18 protein-coding genes are annotated in these 20,840 nt (G+C 59.8%); 8 read left to right on the top strand and 10 right to left on the bottom strand.

Features of this window, described 5'->3' with window-relative positions; all coding sequences use genetic code 11:
- Positions 1 to 36: 36 nt before the first annotated feature.
- From AC3I65_RS14970 to AC3I65_RS15000, 7 genes are all read right to left on the bottom strand, one after another.
- Positions 37 to 345 carry a DUF4387 domain-containing protein gene (locus tag AC3I65_RS14970; protein ID WP_047225592.1) on the bottom strand — a complete coding sequence of 103 codons (309 nt, stop codon included), beginning with the start codon at positions 343 to 345 and terminating at the stop codon, positions 37 to 39.
- Positions 345 to 1,757: an acyclic terpene utilization AtuA family protein gene (locus AC3I65_RS14975; RefSeq protein WP_076384215.1), complete on the bottom strand. Its 1,413-nt coding sequence runs from the start codon at positions 1,755 to 1,757 to the stop codon at positions 345 to 347. Before AC3I65_RS14975 ends, AC3I65_RS14970 begins: the two co-directional genes overlap by 1 nt.
- 322 nt (positions 1,758 to 2,079) lie before the next feature.
- The gene (locus tag AC3I65_RS14980; protein WP_107322820.1) at positions 2,080 to 3,405 is read right to left on the bottom strand and encodes an NTP/NDP exchange transporter; all 1,326 of its coding nucleotides are present in this window, start codon (positions 3,403 to 3,405) and stop codon (positions 2,080 to 2,082) included.
- A gap of 69 nt (positions 3,406 to 3,474) precedes the next feature.
- Positions 3,475 to 4,530 (bottom strand): oxidoreductase, encoded by a 1,056-nt coding sequence (locus AC3I65_RS14985; protein WP_488523944.1) that lies wholly within the window; start codon positions 4,528 to 4,530, stop codon positions 3,475 to 3,477.
- A 44-nt stretch (positions 4,531 to 4,574) separates the two neighbouring features.
- A complete protein-coding gene (locus AC3I65_RS14990) occupies positions 4,575 to 4,835 on the bottom strand; it encodes a DUF2790 domain-containing protein (RefSeq protein ID WP_188250751.1) in 261 nt (86 codons plus the stop codon).
- A gap of 134 nt (positions 4,836 to 4,969) precedes the next feature.
- Positions 4,970 to 6,343: a heavy metal sensor histidine kinase gene (locus AC3I65_RS14995; protein WP_047225587.1), complete on the bottom strand. Its 1,374-nt coding sequence runs from the start codon at positions 6,341 to 6,343 to the stop codon at positions 4,970 to 4,972.
- Positions 6,343 to 7,047, bottom strand: coding sequence for a heavy metal response regulator transcription factor (locus AC3I65_RS15000; RefSeq protein ID WP_047225586.1), 705 nt, complete (start codon positions 7,045 to 7,047; stop codon positions 6,343 to 6,345). Before AC3I65_RS15000 ends, AC3I65_RS14995 begins: the two co-directional genes overlap by 1 nt.
- A gap of 331 nt (positions 7,048 to 7,378) precedes the next feature.
- Here AC3I65_RS15000 and AC3I65_RS15005 point away from each other — a divergent pair, with 331 nt between their 5' ends.
- The 3 genes from AC3I65_RS15005 to AC3I65_RS15015 are packed head-to-tail and all read left to right on the top strand — an operon-like array spanning position 7,379 to position 10,243.
- A complete protein-coding gene (locus tag AC3I65_RS15005) occupies positions 7,379 to 8,194 on the top strand; it encodes a MipA/OmpV family protein (protein ID WP_160892124.1) in 816 nt (271 codons plus the stop codon).
- Positions 8,194 to 8,880: a response regulator transcription factor gene (locus tag AC3I65_RS15010; protein WP_047225584.1), complete on the top strand. Its 687-nt coding sequence runs from the start codon at positions 8,194 to 8,196 to the stop codon at positions 8,878 to 8,880. The genes AC3I65_RS15005 and AC3I65_RS15010 overlap by 1 nt, the downstream gene beginning before the upstream one ends.
- Positions 8,849 to 10,243, top strand: coding sequence for a sensor histidine kinase (locus tag AC3I65_RS15015; protein ID WP_160892122.1), 1,395 nt, complete (start codon positions 8,849 to 8,851; stop codon positions 10,241 to 10,243). Before AC3I65_RS15010 ends, AC3I65_RS15015 begins: the two co-directional genes overlap by 32 nt.
- Before the next feature lie 36 nt (positions 10,244 to 10,279).
- Here the strand turns inward: AC3I65_RS15015 and AC3I65_RS15020 are convergent, their stop codons facing one another.
- The 3 genes from AC3I65_RS15020 to AC3I65_RS15030 form a co-directional block, all read right to left on the bottom strand.
- Positions 10,280 to 12,034: an acyl-CoA dehydrogenase gene (locus AC3I65_RS15020; protein ID WP_488523945.1), complete on the bottom strand. Its 1,755-nt coding sequence runs from the start codon at positions 12,032 to 12,034 to the stop codon at positions 10,280 to 10,282.
- A 57-nt stretch (positions 12,035 to 12,091) separates the two neighbouring features.
- Positions 12,092 to 13,333 (bottom strand): thiolase family protein, encoded by a 1,242-nt coding sequence (locus tag AC3I65_RS15025; RefSeq protein WP_488523946.1) that lies wholly within the window; start codon positions 13,331 to 13,333, stop codon positions 12,092 to 12,094.
- Positions 13,334 to 13,435: 102 nt separating this feature from the next.
- The gene (locus AC3I65_RS15030; protein ID WP_047225580.1) at positions 13,436 to 14,368 is read right to left on the bottom strand and encodes a LysR family transcriptional regulator; all 933 of its coding nucleotides are present in this window, start codon (positions 14,366 to 14,368) and stop codon (positions 13,436 to 13,438) included.
- A 122-nt stretch (positions 14,369 to 14,490) separates the two neighbouring features.
- Here AC3I65_RS15030 and ilvD point away from each other — a divergent pair, with 122 nt between their 5' ends.
- From ilvD to AC3I65_RS15055, 5 genes are all read left to right on the top strand, one after another.
- The gene (ilvD, locus tag AC3I65_RS15035) at positions 14,491 to 16,203 is read left to right on the top strand and encodes a dihydroxy-acid dehydratase (protein WP_173406862.1); all 1,713 of its coding nucleotides are present in this window, start codon (positions 14,491 to 14,493) and stop codon (positions 16,201 to 16,203) included.
- The gene (locus AC3I65_RS15040) at positions 16,200 to 17,483 is read left to right on the top strand and encodes an aconitase X (RefSeq protein WP_047225578.1); all 1,284 of its coding nucleotides are present in this window, start codon (positions 16,200 to 16,202) and stop codon (positions 17,481 to 17,483) included. Before ilvD ends, AC3I65_RS15040 begins: the two co-directional genes overlap by 4 nt.
- Positions 17,480 to 17,962, top strand: coding sequence for an aconitase X swivel domain-containing protein (locus AC3I65_RS15045; protein WP_281460103.1), 483 nt, complete (start codon positions 17,480 to 17,482; stop codon positions 17,960 to 17,962). Before AC3I65_RS15040 ends, AC3I65_RS15045 begins: the two co-directional genes overlap by 4 nt.
- Positions 17,963 to 18,053: 91 nt before the next feature.
- Positions 18,054 to 19,331, top strand: coding sequence for an FAD-dependent oxidoreductase (locus tag AC3I65_RS15050; protein ID WP_107322828.1), 1,278 nt, complete (start codon positions 18,054 to 18,056; stop codon positions 19,329 to 19,331).
- 81 nt (positions 19,332 to 19,412) lie between these two features.
- On the top strand, positions 19,413 to 20,777 hold the full coding sequence (locus tag AC3I65_RS15055) for an MFS transporter (protein ID WP_047225575.1): 1,365 nt from the start codon (positions 19,413 to 19,415) through the stop codon (positions 20,775 to 20,777).
- Positions 20,778 to 20,840 lie beyond the last annotated feature (63 nt).

Consider the following 20,840-nt stretch of genomic DNA (forward strand, 5'->3'; position numbering starts at 1 on the left):
ACGGCATCACCTGTTGCCAGGTGACGCGTGCGGTTCTCAGTCCAGAATGACGTCGAGTAAACGTACGTATTGCTGGCCGGCATGCATGTCGCGCTCCACCATCCCGCCTTGCGGCGTAGCGCGAGGGTAGGAAATCTTGACCATTTCCAGGTCAGCAACGGGAATATGTTTCACCCGTGCCGGATCGGTGCCATAGAGCCTTGCGAATTGCGCCGATGAAAGTGCTGCACTTTGTGAGTAACGCTCAAAGTTTTCACGCCCGTCAAAAAATATATCGAAGGTAATCCAGAACGGCCCGGCTTGTTTGGATCGAACATGTCGGCATACATCACGCAACTTAACCATTAACTCAACTCCTTCACAGCCAACGTTGACTCGGAAAGATCGATCCATTGAATACGCACCAACTCAAATGGGTCCTCCAATTGCACTACGTGATTTAACTTGAACTCATAAATCTGACCGCGAGGTATATCAGCCGGGGTGAAAGCAAAGCCGTAAGAAGGCAATTCCTTGCCCATTACGCTGGGGTAGTGAAAAAAGTAGGGATTGCATGCTTGGGCAATCGTATTTGCCATTTCTTGAGTCGCTGCTGTGGCGACAAATAGCATGCCTATTTCCGGCGGAGGCAAAGTTCCAACGGGGGGGTTTACGCCGGTGACGCCGTTCCAGCCATACATTCGCAGCGAGATATGAAACTCTCCCAACTCCTGCGGCGGGATGGATTGACGGGTCCGGGTGTACAGGGCTTCCAGCAGGCGGTCATGAAACCCATCAATATCATTGAGTACATCAGGGTCCTGGATACCCACTAACATGATTGTCTGATAGAGCCCGGCCGCGGCGCCCTCCAGCTTCATTGTGTAGGGCATCGTCTCCCATTCAGACCCTACGACACGAACGGCTCGCTCGTTCAGCTTCTGGTAGCGCGCTTGTGCGACGTTCAGGATACCGCCGGGTTCCACCAATCGAAACGGGTCGCTATTTTCATAAAGCATGTGTGCAGAGACGCTATGGGGCGTGCACTGATTGTCTTTACTTAATGGCTCAACGTCGAAACCCTGCGCATCAACGCTGAGCAATATTCCCGAGCCCAATGTCGGGTTAACGGCGCACTGGACACCGCACTCCCCCGTTTTGCCGGCATGCCAGGACGGCCCCCAGGGCGCGCCCTTCCAGATCGGATAACAGGCAATGACCGCCGTGTCGGTCGAACGACCCGCCAAAATGATATCGGCGCCTGCTTCAAGCGCGGCAATGAACGGTTCTACACCCAGCGCCGCCACAATGTGTTCACAACTGTCCACTGTAGCGTCATCGAGCTCACCGTGAGGCGGCAGCGGTTTGATACGCCCCTGTGCGTTCAACTGCTTAACGGTGTCCCTGTCCTGTTCACAATATATGAGCGCAATCTTTGGTGTGACGCCCAACTCTCCTGCAACCTCCAGGACTATATCGCGCGTCCAGTCCAGGTTGAGATCGCCACCGGCCTGTCCTGCCGTGCCGACAATTATCGGCACCCCGGACCAGGCCTGCGCCTTCATTAATATCGTCAAGTCGCGTTTGACCGCCCCGCGGTTATTCTTCGATTTTCCAAGTGCGAGATACGCTGCTCCGCTATCGGTAGAACCGGCGTCCGTGGCAATTGCTTGCGCACCGGCCACCAGTCCATAAGTAATTTCTTCTTCACGAACGCCCGCCCCTAATGAACCACAAGGAACGATCACTTTGACGCAACCTTCAAATACCTGCCCCATAAAACCCTCTTCCGATTCACTCAGTCAGGCAATAATAAGGGCTGTAATCGTGTTGACAAGTGGACAAAAATTATCAATATAGGCCCGTTACCCAATGGGTTGCCGGGCATTCTTTCCGAGCATTCGCCTCCATTAATTCGCTGACCGAAATATACTTTTATCGATTAAGTTCAACACCGCTGAAAGTTCGTCTGAGCCTGCACACTTTTCAGAATAAAACTTTGATCTCCAGCGCATTCCGGGAACGCGATGACCGGCAGGACTCATGCGATGATGAACCACCCCGCGCACTCCCGCCGCGTGGCCTTTTGTGTACTCCGGGTTATGTTTCGACGGCGCTGGCGCTGGCGGCCACTCCCCGTGCCTGCTGCTGGTTATCGGCATGCTGTCCCAATTGCCATCCCAGATAGGCCCACAGCAGCGCGCAGCCCGCGCCGATCAGAGCCGCCAGGCCAGTGCCCTGCCCCAGCATGTCGAGCAGGCTCTTGGCCCAACCGCTCAGCGCATCACCGCCGCGATAAACCACGGTGTCGATGAAGTTCTTGGCCTTGTACTTGCTCTCGGCATCCAAGGGTGCGAAGAGCATTTCCCTGCCCGGCCGGACGAACGCGTATTCACCGATTCGCCGCACGATCATCAGGGCGGCAAGCAGTGCGAAGCCGGGGGCCAGCGCAAGACCCACGAACCCGATGCACATGAGCAGCGGCACGATCGCCAGTAACGCACGCACCCCCAGCTTCGGCGCAATGCGCCCGGTGATGAACAGCTGAGACACCAGAGCGCCAGCCTGCACGATGAAGTCAATGGTGCCGAAAACCCGGACCTGCGCCTCACGACTCGGAAAATGTTCGGCCACCAGGCGCGCCTGCTCGAAGTAGAGAAAGGTGGTGACCGTCGCCAGTAGCACGACGAACCCGGCGATCCCCAACAGGTAGGGTGACCTGAGCACCGCCGTCAAACCGCTGAACGGATTGCCCTGCAGTGGCTGCCCGGGGCTTTGCGTCGGTGCCGCACCAGGCCGCCCAGCCCCGCCCTTTTCGCGCCAGCCCATCAGCGCCCGCTTCAATACAAATGTGACACCCAGCAACAGCGCGGCCAGAAACATCAAGCCCGAGGCACCAATGGCCTCAATAAGCGCCGCGCTCAGGGCCGGCCCCAGCAGACCGCCGATGCTGGCGCCGGCAGCGATGAAGGCAAACAGCCGCTTGGCCTGTTCACTGTCGAATACATCCGCCATCAGGCTCCAGGCCACGGACACCACGAAGAGGTTATAAACCGATATCCATACGTAGAAAGTACGGGCGAGCCAGACGCTGTCCGATTGAAACTCGAACAATTCAACGAACATCAGCAAGTTGATCCCGAAGAAGCCGTACACCCAATCAACGAGGCGCAGGCGCGGGACCCGGGAACTGACCCAGGCAAACAACGGAACGGCCGCCAGCATCACCAGGAACGTGGCAGTGAACAGCCATTGCAGATTCTCCACGCCCGCCGCGATGCCCATCGATTCACGTATCGGGCGCAGCATGAAGTAGCCGGTAAAGAGGCAGAGGAACAACAAGAACCCGCACAGCGCCGGACGCAGCTCATCGTCACGGGCGTTCACGGCAAGGCTCAGTCGATGCAAGTAGGAAGGCGCACTCATGGAGACTCCTGGAAGGCGACAACAGGCAAGAGAGTGGGCACGCAACGGATTGCCGTGCCCAAGGCATGATCAGCGGTAGGTGACGCCGGTCAGTCGCTCGGAGACGGTCCAGAGCCGTTCGGCATCCGCCTCATGGGTGGCGGCCGGCGGCATCCTGGCGAAGCCCAACGGGCCGCGCTTTTCCTCGTCGCCGGTGGGGCCGTAGTAGGCACCGCCAACCGCCTCAGGCGCGGTGGCGGCATACAGCGTGGGCAGCGCCCCTTGGGCAGCTGAATGGTATTCGTCGCGATCCTTGGCCCATCGCTGGCCGAACTCGCTGTTCAGACCCGGACCACGCGCGACCAACTCGGTGACGGCGACGCCTGGATGCGCAGCGATGCTGCGAATGTTCCAACCTGCGGCCTCGCTGCGCTGCTGCAAGGCAAAAGTCCAGTGCAGGATGGCCAGCTTGGACTGCGCGTAGACGGCCAAAGGTTGGTACTGCTGCTCAGCCTGCAGGTCGTTGAAGTTCATTGTTCCGCGAGCCGCGGCGATGCTCGAAAGGCTCACCACGCGAGCGTCCTGGCTTTGCCGTAACAACGGTACCAGCAGGCCGGTCAGTGCGAAGTGCCCCAGGTAGTTGGTCGCCAACTGGAGCTCGAAGCCATCCGCGGAGGTACCCCGCTCCGGAGGCGCCATGACGGCGGCATTGTTGATCAACACATCCAGGCGCGGCAGTCGCTGGTTCAGACGCTGGGCCAGGCTGCGCACCGATGAAAGATTGGCCAGATCCACGGCCTCGAACTGCACCTTGGCGTCGGGTACGGATGTTTTGATTTGCGCGATGGCCTGCGCGCCACGCTCCGGGTTGCGCGCAGCAATGATGACGTCGGCGCCGGCCCGGGCCAGTGCCAGTGCGTCCTCGTACCCCATGCCGCTCGTGCCGCCGGTGATCAGGACGATTCGACCTTCCTGAGAAGGCATGTCGCTGGTCGACCAGTCCGGTTTCGGCGCGACGCGGCTGGACGCATCGATACTGACCGCGCTTAGCAGCACGGCGCCAACGGTCAGTGTTCGAGCCAGCTTCACCAGTCGGCTCAAGTTATTTGAAAGGCCCGTTTCGGTTGCTGCTGTTCTGATGCACATGGTTGAGCTCTCTATTTGGATGAAGAACCAGCACTGCCGAACGGTCACTGGAGCACGCACACCTCAGACTGCTTCAGAAAGCTGACGCGCTCTGTGACCCCTTGTGTATTCACGTAGGTCATCTTTGCGCGCACGACCTCGCACACCCGCGACTCCGGTTCTTCAATGCGGATGACCCTGGCGATATCCAGCGGCATGCCATATTCGTAGGCAGGCACATCCGATTTCTCTTCGGCGAACAGAGGCAAACCGCTCAGAGTGATGAATGCCAGAAGACTGGCGATCGACACGTTTTGAATGTTCATAGTGGACTCCACGACTGTCCTTTACCGGGATGGTCGTAGCACTCTAGGGGGAGGTGACTGACGTCAAGGTGACTGCTGACTGACAGGAAGATGTCAAACGCCGGCGAGCCACGCCGGCCATCGGTTGACGGCGACTAGCGGGCTGCCTGGCTGGTCAGGGAGAATCCGAAGGTATTGAAGCCATCCTTGCTATGGGCGAACACACGGCCACCGTGCATGGACGCTACTGCCCGCACAATGGAAAGCCCCAGGCCATGGTGTGCGTCGCTTCGCGCCCGGGCGACATCGGCGCGATAGAAACGCTCGAACAAGCGCTGCAGGTGCACCTCGTCAATGGGCTCACCCGCATTGGAAACACTTACCTTGGCCTGCGCGCCAAGACGTTCCAGGCTTACAGTAATGGTGCTCTGCGGCACCGCGTATCGCGCCGCGTTTTGCAGCAGATTGGCCAAAGAGCGGTGAAAAAGGCGTCGGTCGATGCATACGCGCATGTCGCCTTTGATCACCACGTCCAACTGTTTGTCGTGCAAGACGGGCTCCAGGTATTCCACCGTCTTGGACGCCTCCTCGTAGAGCGAGACATCACTGAGTTCGGTCGCACGCTGCCCGCTTTCGGCACCCGCCAGGAACAGCATGTCATTGACGATGGTGCCCATGCGTTCAAGCTCTTCCAGATTCGATTGCAGCAGATCCTGAAGCTCAGCCACATCACGCCCGTGGGCCAACGCGACCTGGGTCTGCCCGATCAGGTTGGTCAGCGGCGTTCGCAGCTCATGGGCGACATTGGCATTGAACCCTTCGAGCTGGCACCAGGCGGCCTCCTGGCGAGCCAGGGCCCCGTTGAACGACACCGCCAGTTCCTGTAACTCGTCGGGCAGTGCCTCGGTGTCCAGTCGCTGCTTTGAATCACCCGGCGGCAGGCTGTTGGCCTGACGGCTCAGGCGCCTGACCGGCCCCAGGCCGAAACGCGCGATCCAGTAACCCAGCAGCGCGACCAGTACGATGCCCAGCGCCGAAGTCAGGATCAGCGTCTTGGTGAAATGGTCCAGGGTCTTCATGAACGGCGTTGAATCGAGCCCCACGATAAAGCGCAACTCCGGGCGGTTACCCATGGCAGAGATAGTCTTGACTTGCAGCACCATGGGACGATCCCGTTCAGGTATCGCCATGCTGAAAAATCCATCCGGGCGCTTCGACCAATCCTGGCCGTCCGGCATCGCTCCGCCATAGCTGTAGGCCGGGTCGTCAACCAGGACCCAATAACGCACCCGCTGATCCGTGGGCGTCAGGCCATCGAGCTTTTCACGCAAGCCGACCCAGAATGCCGGTGAATCGTATTTTGTGAGCACGGGATCAAGTACGGAATGGCGCAGGATCAACTCGTTTTGCATCTGATCTTCGAGCGATGTCTTCAATGAGCAGCGCAGCAGCGTCGCGCTGATAGAGATGATCAGCAAGACCGCCAGCGCAAACATCAATGCCAGCCGCTTGGCTATCGACCCCTTCATCAGCGGGTACTGCCTTGACTGGCATCGGCTTCACGACTTTCCAGTACATAGCCCATGCCCCGGACCGTATGCAGCAGTTTGCGCGAATAAGGCACATCGACCTTGGCCCGGACGCGCTTGATCGCAACCTCGACCACGTTGGCGTCACTGTCGAAATTCATGTCCCAGACCTGCTCGGCAATCATCAGTTTGGAAAGAATCTCTCCCTGGTGCCGCGCCAGAAGGCTCAACAGACAAAACTCCTTGGCCGTCAGATCCAGCCGCAGCCCGGCCCTGGTCACCTTGCGCGCTTGCAGGTCGACCTCCAGGTCGTCGATGCGCAGATGGGTCAGGTCAGCCGTGTCTGCGGTGCGACGACGGATCAATGCCTGAACGCGGGCGACCAGTTCTGCAAAGGAAAAAGGTTTGCCAAGGTAGTCATCAGCGCCCTCGCGCAACCCGCGAACGCGATCATCCACCGTCCCCCTGGCCGACAACATGATGACCGGGGTTTTCTTCTGCTGGCGCAAACCCTCCAGCACGCTGTAACCGTCCTTGCCCGGCAACATGACATCCAGGATCACGACGTCATAGTCCATTTCCAGCGCATAGTGCAGCCCATCGATGCCGTTACTCGCCACATCGACAATGTAGCCGAGCTCACTCAGGCCACGATGCACATAGGAGGACGTCTTTTCTTCGTCCTCGACGATGAGCAAGCGCATCAGGTAACTCCTCTCGGGAAGCGGGACAACCGGGCAATCAGGGATCCAGGTTTGGGTAATTTTTGCACACGACCTGCAAAGTAGCCTGTAGCTACCCTCCACCAGTCTAGACAATCAAGGTGTCCGCAAACTGACCGCTTGCTGACATTCTTGTCAGAATCGGCTGACAAGCATATTCAAAGGGCTGCAGGGCACCGGTGCCCACTATCGGATAGGGAATCCTTGGCGACTCTTACCAGGAAGGGATCGATGTCGGTTGATGGGTAAGTGTCCAGTAAGAAGAACTTTTCGACGATAGGGTCGCTTTCATCCTATCGATCTGGAGAACCCCATGCATTGCACGCCCCTGTCTACCGTTTCAAGTGCGATCCGGTTGACTGCCACCACCCAAGCCTTGGTGCTCGGTCTGTGCTCATCCATGGTCGCGCTCGCCGCTGAGTCGGCAAACGCCGAGTCGACGTCATCCTGGGGCCTTGGCATCGGGGCGGTCAGCAGCCAGCAGCCGTACAAGGGCGTCGACCGTGAAACTCAGGCCATACCATTGATCTACTTTGAAAATGACTACGTACGAGTATTCGGCCCTACCGCCGAGATCAAGCTGCCGGGTTTCACTCTCAACGACTCCCAGCAACTGGATCTGAGCATCGTCGGTGAATACGACTTCAGTGGTTATGACGACGACGATGCCCGCTTCCTGGATGGCATGAGTGATCGTAAAGGGGGCTTCTGGGCGGGCGCCAAGGTGCAGTGGCGCAACCCTCTGGCCGATGTCAGCGCCCAGTGGCTGGCGGACGTATCGGGCAACAGCAAGGGCCAGCGCTTCACCCTGGGTCTTGAGAGATCCTGGCAATGGGGTGAACACCTCACCCTCACGCCACGAGTGGCGGCGATATGGCAGGACCAAAAGTACGTTGATTATTATTTTGGTGTTCGCGAAAGTGAAGCTCGCATTGATCGAGCGGCCTATGATGGAAAATCCGGCCTCAATACCGAACTTGGCGTTCGTGGAAACTATATGTTCGATGACCATCATTCCGTGTTCCTTGACGTCAAGGCCACCCGCCTCGCCGATGAGATCAAGGACAGCCCGCTGGTAGACCGTTCTACTGAAAACAGCGTGCTCTTCGGCTACCTGTACCGCTTCTGATGAGTCGTATTCTGCTGGTCGAAGACCACGAGCGATTGGCGCATCTGGTGTGCAAAGGCCTGGCGAGCGCCGGCATCGCCGTCGATGTGGTCAACCGCATCGATGGCGCTTGGGCGGCTATCGGGCGGGTCCCTTACCAGGCGCTGATTCTTGATCGCGGCTTGCCGGACGGCGACGGGCTCGTCTTGTTGCAGCGCTTGCGCAACGCCGGGCTTGGCTTGCCCTGCCTTGTTCTCACGGCGCGCGACGCGCTGCACGACCGTGTCGCAGGCCTGGATGCTGGAGCAGATGATTATCTGCCCAAGCCATTCGCCATGGATGAGATGGTCGCGCGTGTGCGGGCGTTGCTAAGGCGTCCCGTGGACTGTCGTCCACTCGCGCCGAGTCATGGTGACCTGAGCCTGCAACCCGATACCGGCATCATGTGTTGTGCCGGCCAAAGCATTCCTCTCGCGCCGGCGGAAATGCAGATCATGCTGTTGCTATTGCGAAAGCCAGGAGAAATCGTGCGTCGCGCCGCGATAGAAGCGGCAGGCTGGGGCTTGAGCGAAGCCGTGACGCCTAACGCACTGGATGTGGCCCTTCACCGGATCCGCCGCAAGCTGCTTACCATCGGCTCCCGCCAACGAATCATCAACCTCAGAGGTCTCGGTTATGCCCTTCGTCAAGAGGACGTGGCGCAATAGCATCAGCTTCAAGGTGCTGCTCGCCTACGTGGTCGGCGTAGGGTTGAGTATTCTGCTGATTGCATTAGGGGTGCTCGCGCTCGTCACCTCAAAGAGCGATATTTTATTGACCACCGACGTCGCCGAGCGCACCCATGAACTGGCCGGCAAGCTCCAGTTCGATGCCACTGGCCGGCCCAACGGCTTCGACAGCAGCGAGGGTGACCGAGTCTGGACCTTCGATAGCCTGGGGCGGGAAATCGGCCACCGCGTGCTGGATTCAACGGGCAATGTGGTCCTGACCTCCACCGACGCGACGTTCTGGTCTTCAGTCGCATCGAATCCTCCATCGCAACAACCGAGATTCAAGTTCGAACGTGAAGGCATCGTCATGTACGCCGCCACCGCGGCTGTCGAGCACCAAGGCAAGACCTGGTATCTGCAATTTGCCGCCAGCGAAAGGCTAATGGATTTGCTCCATGGGGGATTTGCCTTGCCATTCATGGGGGCCGGGATCGCGCTGTTCAGCCTGGTGCTGCTGTTCGTCTTCGGCGCCTGCGCTTATTTCACGTTGGGCTACACCCTCAAACCCTTGCGTGAAGTGTCGGAGTCAGCGGCGGCCATCTCCCCTCGCTCCCTGCACTCGCGGTTGCAGGTAAAAACCGTGCCGTCCGAGGTCGAGCCGCTGGTCACCAGCTTCAACCAGGCGCTTGCGCGCCTGGAGCGAGGTTATCGTGTCCAGCAGGAGTTTCTTGCAACCGCCGCGCACGAGTTGAAAACACCGCTGGCGCTGATTCGCGCGCAAATCGAACTGATGCAAGACAGTCACGCGCACAATGCCCTGCTCGATGATGTGGCGCATATGACACGGCAAGTCCAGCAACTGCTGCTCCTGACCGAAGCCAGTGAGGTTCAGAATTACAGTTTTGCCACAGTGGAAATAGCCGATGTCGCCAGGGAAGCCTGCGGCTATCTGCAGCGTATGGCCGAGGCCGTCGACGTACGTCTTGTTCTGGTTGACGAAACGCCTGAAGGCGACCAATGGCAGGCCGATCGAAGCGCGCTCTTCACGTTGCTCAAGAATCTGCTGGAAAATGCCATTCAACACGCCCCCCGCGGTACTGAGGTCAGGATGCACGTCAGCGCGGGCGCACTCAGGGTGCGCGATTGGGGCCCCGGCGTTGATCGCGAGCAATTGCCGCACCTGTTCACGCGCTTCTGGCGTGGGCCACATCGCCGTGATCATGGCGCGGGGCTTGGCCTGACGATCTGCCAGGAAATTGCCCGGGCCCATGGCTGGATGCTGTCTGCAAAGCGCGCGGAGCCGGGCCTGCTGTTTGAGTTGTCTTGGCCGCAGCGGTTGGTTGACCCTATCCGGGTTTGAGTACTCGCGCTCGGGCGAACACCCCGCCCTCGCCCCTCAGATAAACGCCAGGGTAGCCCGAGCATCAACGATAGCAGCCAGATGCTGTGCCAGCCTGGACGGCAGGTAGTCAAAAAAGAACCCCGCGCTTTGCAACTTGCCGGCACGTAGCGGATCCGTTTCAGGCAATGCCCTGGAGACCCGTGCTGCCCGCGCCCAGGACAAGGCCAGCAGCGTTACGCCACACAACTGGAGGAAATCCCCTGCGATTCGATAGGGGTATTCGCGGTCTTCTCGTGTCCGTTCGACCACGTCCTCGACCACAGCCGCCAGCGAGTTGCAGAGATTATCCAGGGCCGCGGCGAACCCTTGGCACTCAACCCAGTCGCCACCCAGCCGCGCCTCTTCGCGCAGCTGCGCCAGCAGCAAGCCGAACGCCTGGCCATGGTCTCCCAGCACCTTGCGCAGCAGCAGGTCATTGGCCTGAATTTCGTTGCTGCCCTCATAGATCATGGCAATGCGGCTGTCACGTAAGGTCTGCTCAATGGCGAACTCGGTGACATAGCCGTAACCGCCGAACACTTGCAAGGAGCTGCTGGCTTGGCGGAAACCCTGTTCGGTAAAGAACGCCTTGATGATCGGCGTCAACAGCTGCGCCAGTTGACTGGCATGCTGTCGGGTCTGTGGATCCACGGCATGTTCGGCCTGATCCAGCAAATGGGCGGCCCAATAGCCGATGGCTCGCATGCCTTCGCTGGCAGCGCGCAACTCCAGCAACACCCGGCGCATGGCCGGATGATAGTGAAGCGGGTCGGCAGCCTGCGCTTGCACCCCTTCGGGTCTCAGCGGTGCGCGCATCTGCAAGCGCTCGGCGGCATATTTCCTCGCGTTCTGCCACGCCACTTCGGTATGCCCTAAGCCTTGCAGGCCGACATGCAAGCGCGCCGAATTCATCATCACGAACATCGCCGCCAGGCCCTGATTGGCTTCGCCGATCAACCAGCCTTGAGCGCCATCGAACACCAGGGAGCAAGTAGCACTTCCCTTGATACCCATCTTGTGTTCAAGACCGTCGCAGCGCACACCGTTGGCCTGGCCATTGTCCAGTCGCTTGGGCACCAGAAACAGCGAGATGCCGCGACTGCCCGACGGCGCATCGGGCACGCGTGCCAAGACCAAGTGCAGGATATTTTCCGTAAGGTCGTGCTCGCCGCCGGAGATAAACAGCTTGTTACCATGCAGGCGATAGCTGCCATCTACGCCAGGCTCGGCGCGACAGCGCAGCAGGCCGACATCGCTGCCTGCCTGGGGCTCGGTCAAACACATGGTAGGCAGGGTTTGGCCACTGACGATCTCGGGCAGATAGCGCTCTTGCAGCCAAGGAGCACCATGGCTCTTGAGGCACAGGTACGCACCGTAGACGATGCCGGTGTACATGGCCCAGGCATGGTTGCTGGCATAGAGCATCTCTTGCAGCGCGGCATCGAGCAATTGCGGCAACCCCTCTCCACCCAACGCCTCGCCACAAGCCAGCGCTGGCCAGCCACCGTCAACGTAGGCCTGATAGGCACTGGCAAAGCCGTCCGGGGTACTGACATGGCCTGCCCTCCAACGGCAACCCTGGCGATCGCCACTGCTGTTCAACGGGGCCAGTACGTTCTGAGTGAAGCGCCCCGACTCCTCCAGCACCTGCATCGCCAACGGCAGATCAAGCGCATCGAACGCCTGACAGCGACGCCATGTGGCGGGCGCCTGCAACCAATGCTCAAACACAAATTGCATATCGCGCAGAGGCGCCTGGTAGCTCCACATAAGTCACCTCGTCAGGATATAAAACAGACCGCCCCACCACTGCGGGCGGGCATAAACTCAGGTGTGGCAGGTCGGATTCTCGATCAACAACGCCATGCCCTGGCCACCACCGACACATGCTGCGGCTATCCCGTAGCGCAGATTGTGCTGGCGCAACTGCCTGGCCAGGGTCATGACCAACCGCAGGCCGGTTGCAGCCAGTGGATGCCCGACGGCCAAAGAGCCCCCCTGGACGTTGAGCTTCGTATGATCCAGCTCCAACTCCTGCGCGACCGCCAGTACCTGGGCCGCCTGGGCTTCGTTGATCTCGAAACGGGCAATGTCATCAAGGCTCAATCCGCTGCGTTGCAGCAACAGACGGATCGCTGGTGCCGGGCCGATGCCCATGAACTCCGGGGCCACACCGACCACCGCGCTGGCCAGCAAGCGAGCCAGGGGCACACGCGCGCAGGCCGAGCCTCGTCCTACCAGGGCCGCCGCCGCACCATCGACGACTGCGCAGCTATTACCGGCGGTTTGTACACCCCCCACATGTAACGCCCGCAGGCGCGATAAAGCCGAGAAGTCAGTAGGTCGTGGATGGCTGTCCTGGGTGACGATACCAGTGCCGCGCGGCAGGCTGATGCCCCTTGGCTGATAGCCTTCCAGTTCGAACACCTGGTTATCGATGGGGACGATTTCCTCACACCAGGCACCTGCGCGCTGGGCCTGCAAGGCTCGCTGATGACTGTCGCACGCATAACGGTCCACCGCCTCGCGACACAGATCATAGCGTCGCGCCAGGTTGTCGGCGGTGGCGATCATATCCACCCCGGGGGCCGGGTCGTACAGGGCTTCCCAGAGAAAATCCTTGAATTGCACCTCGCTACCGAGACGAAACCCGTTCCGGTGGGTGTAGGCGGCGATCGGATTGCGTGACATCGATTCACTGGCCACGCACAAGGCTAACTGAACGTCATCGCGCAACTGTCCAGCAGACTGGTGCAGCAGCTCAAAGCCGGTGGCGCAGATGCGCTGTACCCCCAGCGCAGGAACCGTTTGCGCCACGCCGCTGTACAACCCGATGTGCCGCGGCAACAAATAGGCGTCAAAGCTGGCTTGGGCCATGGAGCCGGCCAGCACGCTGTCTACGGCCAGAGGATCGATGCCGGCCCGAGCCAGCACCTCACGAGCAACCTTGATCCCAAGATCGATAGGCGAAACCTGGGCCAGGGCACCACCAAGATCAATCCAGGGGGTGCGCACCGCATCGAAAATCGCTACATCGACAAAGGCTGAATATTGCCCTGCACTGCTCACGCCCTGAGTTCCATGGCTTCTGCTCACTTGTTGCGCACTTGAAGGTGAGCAAAAAACTAACCGGCCATATTAGTTATGTCAATTAACTATTTCCGATACCTATTAAATTTGTATCTGGTCTGCGGGAGAAAAGTCATCGAGCAATTCAATGAAGGATTGTCGCAACCAGCGGTTCGCCGGGTCATGATGGAACCGCGTATGCCAGTAAAGGTGAATGTCGTATCCGCAAATATCCCAAGGCAGCGGCACCAGGCGCACATCGGTGATGTCGGCAAACCTGCGTCCGACTGCCAAGGGTACAGTGGCGATCATGTCGGACTCGGCCACCAGAAATGGCACGCCCATAAACCGTGGCAGGCTGAAACGCACTCGACGGGTGATGCCGTGGCTCGCCAGCTCACGATCCAGTCCACTCATTCCACGCCCGTCAGGCTGGACCGCGACATGCATTGCGCTCTGGTATTGCTCGGCGCTCATGCTGTCACCGATGGTGGGATGATCACGACGAACGATGCAGACAAACGAATGGCGATACAACGCGCGATGCCGGATCGAGGTATTGAGCAAGCGCGGAAAATAGCCGATTGCCGCGTCCACCTCGCCGGCATCCAGCCCCTCCTCCAACTGCTCCGAGGACAACGCCAGGGTACGGATTCTTAACTGGGGCGCCTTACTGTCGAGCATCCGCATCAACCTGGGCAGGAACACCATTTCGCCGATATCCGACATGCACAGCACCAGTTGTCGCTCGGAGTGTTCGGCAACGAAACCGGTGGATGGCAACACCTCGCTGCTGACCATCTCCAGAATCCGTTGCACCGGCTCAGCGATCTGCAGGGCCCTGGCCGTAGGTTGCATGCCACGTGAAGTGCGAATGAACAATGGGTCATCGAACAGCGTGCGCAACTTGGCCAACGCGAAGCTCATGGCTGGCTGGCTAAGCCCCATGAGATCACCGGCCAGGGTCACGCTTTGCTTTTTGCGCAGCGCATCGAAGACTTTCAGCAGGTTGAGATCGACGTCCTTGATATCCATATTTTGGATTTTATCTATAAGTAAAATAAGGTTTTCGGATTCTAGGTCGAAGCCTAGACTCGGTACAAGATCGTTAAGGTAATTAACCGAATCGACATCTAATAAAAACAACGGAGCGAATCATGCCCAAGAAGCTACGCAGTAATTTCCCCTACGGATCCTACTTGTGGGCTGTGCGCGCCGCCCAGTGGCGCGCCTTGGGCATTGAGGAGAGCGAGCTGGAAAAACCGAAAATCGCCATCGTGAACTCGTCCTCGAACCTGGCGATTTGCTTCAGTCATCTGGATGGTATCGCTGCCAGCCTCAAGCAATCGATACGCGATGCCGGTGCGCTGCCCTTCGAAATTCGTACGGCCGCGCCCAGTGACTTCATCACCGGTGCCGGTGCGGGAGGCGCCTATATGCTCGCCGCCCGAGACCTCATCACCAATGACATCGAAGTCGCGGTCGAAGGCGCTCAGCTCGACGGCATGATCTGCCTGGCCTCTTGCGACAAAACAGTACCCGGTCAGTTGATGGCAGCTGCCCGGCTGAACATCCCGACGTTGATCGTAGTGTGCGGGTATCAGCCAAGCGGCGAATACAATGGCCAGCACGTCGATATCGAAGATGTATTCATCAGCTCCATGCACGTGGTCACCGGCAAACTGCCCGTCGAGGAACTGGCTGGCATGGCACGCAACGCCATCAGAGGGCCTGGGGTCTGTTCGGGCATGGGCACCGCCAACTCCATGCATCTGGTATGTGAAGCCTTGGGCATGGCCTTGCCCGGTAGCTCCCCTATTGCAGCAAATAGCCCGCAGATGTTCGATTTCGTTCACCAGGCAGGCAAGCGCATTGTGGAAATGATCGAGGAAGATCTCAAACCTCGCGACATCCTGACGCCTGCTGCCTTTGCCAACGCCGTTGCGACAATTCTTGCTGCGGGAGGCTCGGTCAACACCATCAAACATATGCAGGCGGTGGCGGCTGAAGGTGGCATTGACGTGGACGTGTACCAACTCTTCAGGAAACTGGGAAAAAAGATACCGGTGCTGGTCGGCGTACGACCAGTGGGCGAACACAGCATTGAGCAAATGGAAGCAGCGGGGGGTGGCCGTGGGCTGCTCAAGCGCCTTGAACCTTTGTTGCACGGTGACGTGCTGACCGTCACCGGCAAAACCCTGACGCAAAACCTGCAGGGGGTGACCGTCAGTGACGACGAGGTGATCCGCCCGTTGCACGCTCCCTTTGCCACGCAACCGGCCATCGTGATGCTGCGCGGCAACATTGCCCCGCAGGCCGGCATCGTCAAATACGGCATCGACCCGCGCAAGCCACGCCAGTTCAAGGGCCCCGCGATCTGTTTCGAGCGCTCCGCCGATGCCATCCAAGCGTTGCAGGATGGACGCATTCAGCCCGGCCATGTCGTGGTCATGCGGGGCGCAGGTGTACAGGGCGGGCCCGCCATGGGCGGTGGCGCCTCGAAGGTAGTGTTCGCCATTGACGGGGCCGGGCTGGGTGACCACGTGGCAATGCTGACTGACGGTCACCTCTCGGGGCTGGTGTGCAAAGGCCTGGTCGTGGCGGAGGTGGCTCCTGAAGCAGCCGTCGGTGGCCCCCTCGCACTGGTGGAAGACGGGGACATCATCGACATCGACCTGGATCTCAACACCCTTGACGCCAATATCAGCGAAACACAAATGCAAGCCCGACGCGCCCGCTGGATACCTGCGGCCCCCCAGTTCGGTGGTGGTTGGCTGGATATATACCGCCACAATGTGTCCTCCATGGAACACGGTGCAGTGTTGATAAAGCCACTGGATATCACCCATCCCGGGGAGCAACCGCAATGAAGTTGCGCGACGACGAAAAAGCCATGCTCGCTGGCGATCAAGGTCCGGCGGTGCAAAAAGCCATGGAGTTGCTGGTGCGCTATGGCGAAGCCCTGGATGCGCAATGTCTGGTGGATACGCGCAATGTCGCCGGTACCATCGGAGCCACCACGCCCTTTCTGCGTCAGTACGCAGACCAAAATGGCGGTATGGATGCGGTGTTCAGCGAGTTCAACCTCGACAGCGCCGAATTGGTCAAGATTCCTCGGGTCAAGGTCCCGAGCAGCCACCTGCAGCAAGGCATCGACCCCCGGCACGCTGTACGCCAAGGCATCTCGCCAGACGTGGTCCGCATCTATGAAACAGGTCAGGCTTACAGCAGCGGTCTGGGGGTACAACCCCTGAATACCTGTACGCCCTATCAAGTCGGCAACGTGCCGGTAAAAGGCGAACACTGCGCATGGATGGAATCCTCTGCGGTGATCTATATCAACTCGGTACTCGGTGCCCGCACCAATGCCGAAGGCCGGGAAAGCACGGGCGCGGCGATGCTGACCGGCAAGATCCCCTATTGGGGCCTGCACATCGAGGAAAACCGTCGCGGTACCCACCTGATCCAGCTGGACATAGACGTGAGTACCACGGCGGACTGGGGATTGCTCGGCTACTGGGTCGGCGAGCAGGTGCAGGACCGCATCCCGGTCATCCAAGGCGTGAGTCACCAACCCAACCTGGCTCGCCTCAAGCACTTCGGGGCGGCGGCGGCTTCCAGCGGTGGGGTGGAGATGTATCACCTGGTTGGGGTGACGCCTGAAGCCCAAACCAGCGAGCAGGCGTTTGGCGCGTCCCCTCCCCTGGCCGCAATGCGCTTCGGCGAGGCCGAACGGCGCTGGGCCTACGAGCAAGTCAATATCACCGCTCGCGATGACGAGATTGACTTCGTGATGCTCGGTTGCCCGCACTACAGCCTCGAACAGATCTGGGAGGTCTGCCAATTGCTGGAAGGCCAACGCCTGAGTCCGAATACCGAGCTCTGGATATTTACGGCGGCGTCGATCAAACAACTGGCCGACGTCGCCGGCTACACCCGCATCATCGAACAGGCCGGCGGGCATCTGATGACCGATACCTGCTCAGCCATTGGCAAGGTACTTCCCACGGGCACGCGGGTGGCGGCAGTCGATTCGGCCAAACAGGCGCACTACCTGCCGGCGATCATGGGTATCCAGGCGTGGTTCGGTAGCACCGCCGATTGCGTCCAGGCCGCCATCGAGGGCCGTTGGAAAGGAGTATTGAGATGAGCACAACCTTCACCCTCAAAGGCCGCAAGGTCGTCGGCGGCTGTTTCGAAGGCGAGGCCCTGGTGACCCGGGACCGCATCTCCGGCTGGGGCGGTATCGACCCGCGCAGCGGCACCGTCATCGAGACCCGTCACGAACTCAAGGGCATCAGTTTCGCCGGCAAAGTGCTGGTGTTTCCCGGCGCCAAAGGTTCGTCCGGCTGGTCCTCGCAGTTCCATATCGCCCGTCTCGCCGGCGTAGCCCCTGGCGCCATGTTGTTCAACGAAATGACCGCAAAAATGGGCCTTGGCGCCGTGGTCGTCCATGCGCCCGCCATGACCGACTTCACCGAAGACCCGTTGAGCCGGATTCAAACCGGGGATTGGGTTCGCGTCGACGCCGACGCCGGGACCGTTGAAGTGACTCCGCGTCAGCTGCAAACCGATCAGTTCGTATCGCAACACCCGACCGGGCCGGAGCGAAGGCGAGACCTGTCGTAACCGGAATCTGCCAGCCGCAACAACCGCTCCCGTGACCCTTGGTCATCGGGCTCGGGATCGGCTGCCCTTTTTACATCTCAAAGGTAGTTTTATGGCTCATGTCATTCGCACGGTACGCCGTACCAGCGCCCCCACCGCTCAACGCTTGCAGGCCGACGTATGCATTGCCGGCGCGGGTATCTCCGGTATTTCCGCCGCTCTGGAGGCCGCTGCGCTCGGCAAACGCGTAGTGCTGTTCGATGCCCTGCCGATGCTCGGCGGTCAGGCGGTCGGCTCAATTATCGGGACCTTCTGCGGGCTGTTCTCCAATGGTCCGAACCGCCGGTTGCTGACCCACGGAATCGCCGACGATATCCTGCGTGACCTGGGCGCCTCGGGGGACTTGCACCAGGCCATTGGCCCCCTGACGACTGTTGTTTACTACGACGAAGTTGCCTTGGGTCGATGGATTGGCCAGAAAGTGCTCGACGCCGGGATCACCGTGGTGCTCGGTGCGGTGTTACGCGATGTCGTGCGCGAAGGTCCGCGGATCCGCGAAGTGGAACTGGCCACCCGCTACGGCGATGTGCGTGTCGCAGCCAACGGCTTTATCGACGCCAGCGGAGACGCGGCGTTAGCCTGGAATGCCGGACTTGCCTGTCGCGAGCCGGACACCCCCATCTATGGCACCCAGATGTTCGTCCTTGAGCATATCAATGAAGCGTACTTGCCCACCCGCGCGCAGTTCACCGAACGGGTCAAACAAAAAGCCAAAAGCTACGGTATCGAACGCGACGACGGACTGTTCTTTCAGTTCCCCGGCCGTGGCACCGCAGCCTTCAACATGACTCACATCGAAACGCCTCTGGATCCGGTGGCCGCTTCCCATGTCGCGATCGCCGGACGCCAGCAGGTGGACCAGGTCATCAACTTCCTCAAGTCGGAATACCCCGAGGCCTACAGCAAGGCCAAGGTACGGGCGTACGCGCTGCCAGGTATTCGCCAGACGCGCTGGATCGTCGGACATCACCATCTGACGACTGACGAAGTGCGGGCGGCAACGATATTCCCGGATGCGGTAGCTCGCACCTCCTGGCCGGTGGAATTGCACGGCAATACCAGCGGTTACCAGTGGGAGCCCTTTGGTGACGATCACGTTCACAGTGTGCCGTTGCGCAGCATGCTTGCCCAAGGCAGCGATAACCTGGTCGTGGCCGGTCGCTGCATCGACGCCGATGCGGCCGCGCTGTCGAGTGTCCGTGTAATGGGCCCCTGTATCGCAATGGGGGCCGCTGCGGCCCACGCGCTGGACCTCGCGGGCCCCGATGGCAGGTTGAGTGATATACCTGCCCCGGCATTGCGCGAGCGGCTGGCGTTCAATCTGGAATAGTGCTTAAAGCAGTTCGACGCGCCCACCATCCATAGGGGGGCGCCACTCCAACAAAAATAAAAAATGCAGTGGAGAACGCACATGTCACAGTCCCGCACCCTGGACGTAGCGGCGCTTATAGAAGGTCGCAAACTTTCACGCTTCAACTATGTGGTGATTCTGGTCTCGGTTCTGATCACCTTCCTCGATGGTTTCGATTTGCTGGTGCTGTCGCACACGGCCTCCTACATTGCCGATGAGGTCGGTCTGGACAAGATCCAGCTGGGTGAGATTTTCTCCATCGGCCTGCTGGGAATGATGCTCGGTGGATTCTTCTTCGGCTACCTGGGTGACCGAATCGGGCGGCGTCCCACCATTCTTCTTTCCACCTGCTCATTTGGCGTGTTGACCTTGCTGTTTGCCTTGGCCAACAGCTATGAATCGCTGATGGTCCTGCGCTTTCTCAACGGCTTCGCCCTAGGTGCCATGCTGCCGTTGTGCTGGGCCTTGAACATTGAGTTCGTACCCAAGCGTTATCGCTCGACGGTGGTGACCATCATCATGGTCGGATTTAGCCTGGGCAGCGCGATGGCCGGCCCGATCACCGTCTGGCTGGCGCCGCATATCGGTTGGCAGGGCGTGTTCGTGTTCGGCGGTGTACTGACCCTGGCCGCCAGCGTGCTCCTGTTTTTCACCCTGCCCGAATCGGTGCGGTTTCTGGCCAGCAAACGCAAAGGCCCGGAAAAAATCACGGCAACGCTCAAGCGTATGGATTCGAGCCTGGATGTGCGACCGGGCGACCGCTTCGTCCTACTGGACGAGCCGGATCTGGGCCGCAAGGAATTTCGGGTCAGCCAGCTGTTTATCGGCCGCCTGAAATGGGTTACCCCGATGATCTGGCTGGGCTACTCCGCCAGTTCCATGGCCATGTACTTTCTCGCCTCGTGGAGTCCACTGGTCTATCAGTACGCAGGCTTTGACCGCGCGACAGCTTCGTGGGTCAGTTCGATCGCCTCGTTCAGCGGCGCAATGGCGGGCTTGGCGATGATGCGTTTCGTCGATACCCGCGGCCCTTACATGGTGATGATCTATCCGCTGCTGGCATTGCCTTTCCTGCTGGTATTGGGCATCACCGGCATGCAGGGCACCGCGTTCCTGATGCTGAGCCTGGTCGGGGCCGTGTTCGTCAAAGGCTCCCACTATGGAATCCTCAGTATCGCCGGGGTCTTCTACCCCAGCGCTATCCGCGCCAATGGCGCGGGCTGGGCCACCTCGATCGCCAAGATCGGCTCGATCCTCGGCCCATTGCTGGGCGCTTATGTACTGAACAGCGGAATGCCAGTGGTCAAGAGCTTCCTGGTCCTGGCCATATGTCCGGCAATGCTGGCCGCCTGTGCATTCGCAATCGGTCACCTGACCCGCCACGACCTTGCGGTGGATCCATTGCCCGCCCCGTCACAGACGTGACCGCCTGCCTCTGATTCACAACACCTTGAGCCACGCCTGCTGTGCCGCGTCGTCACCGACGCG

The organism is Pseudomonas sp. N-1-13 (assembly GCF_057787095.1).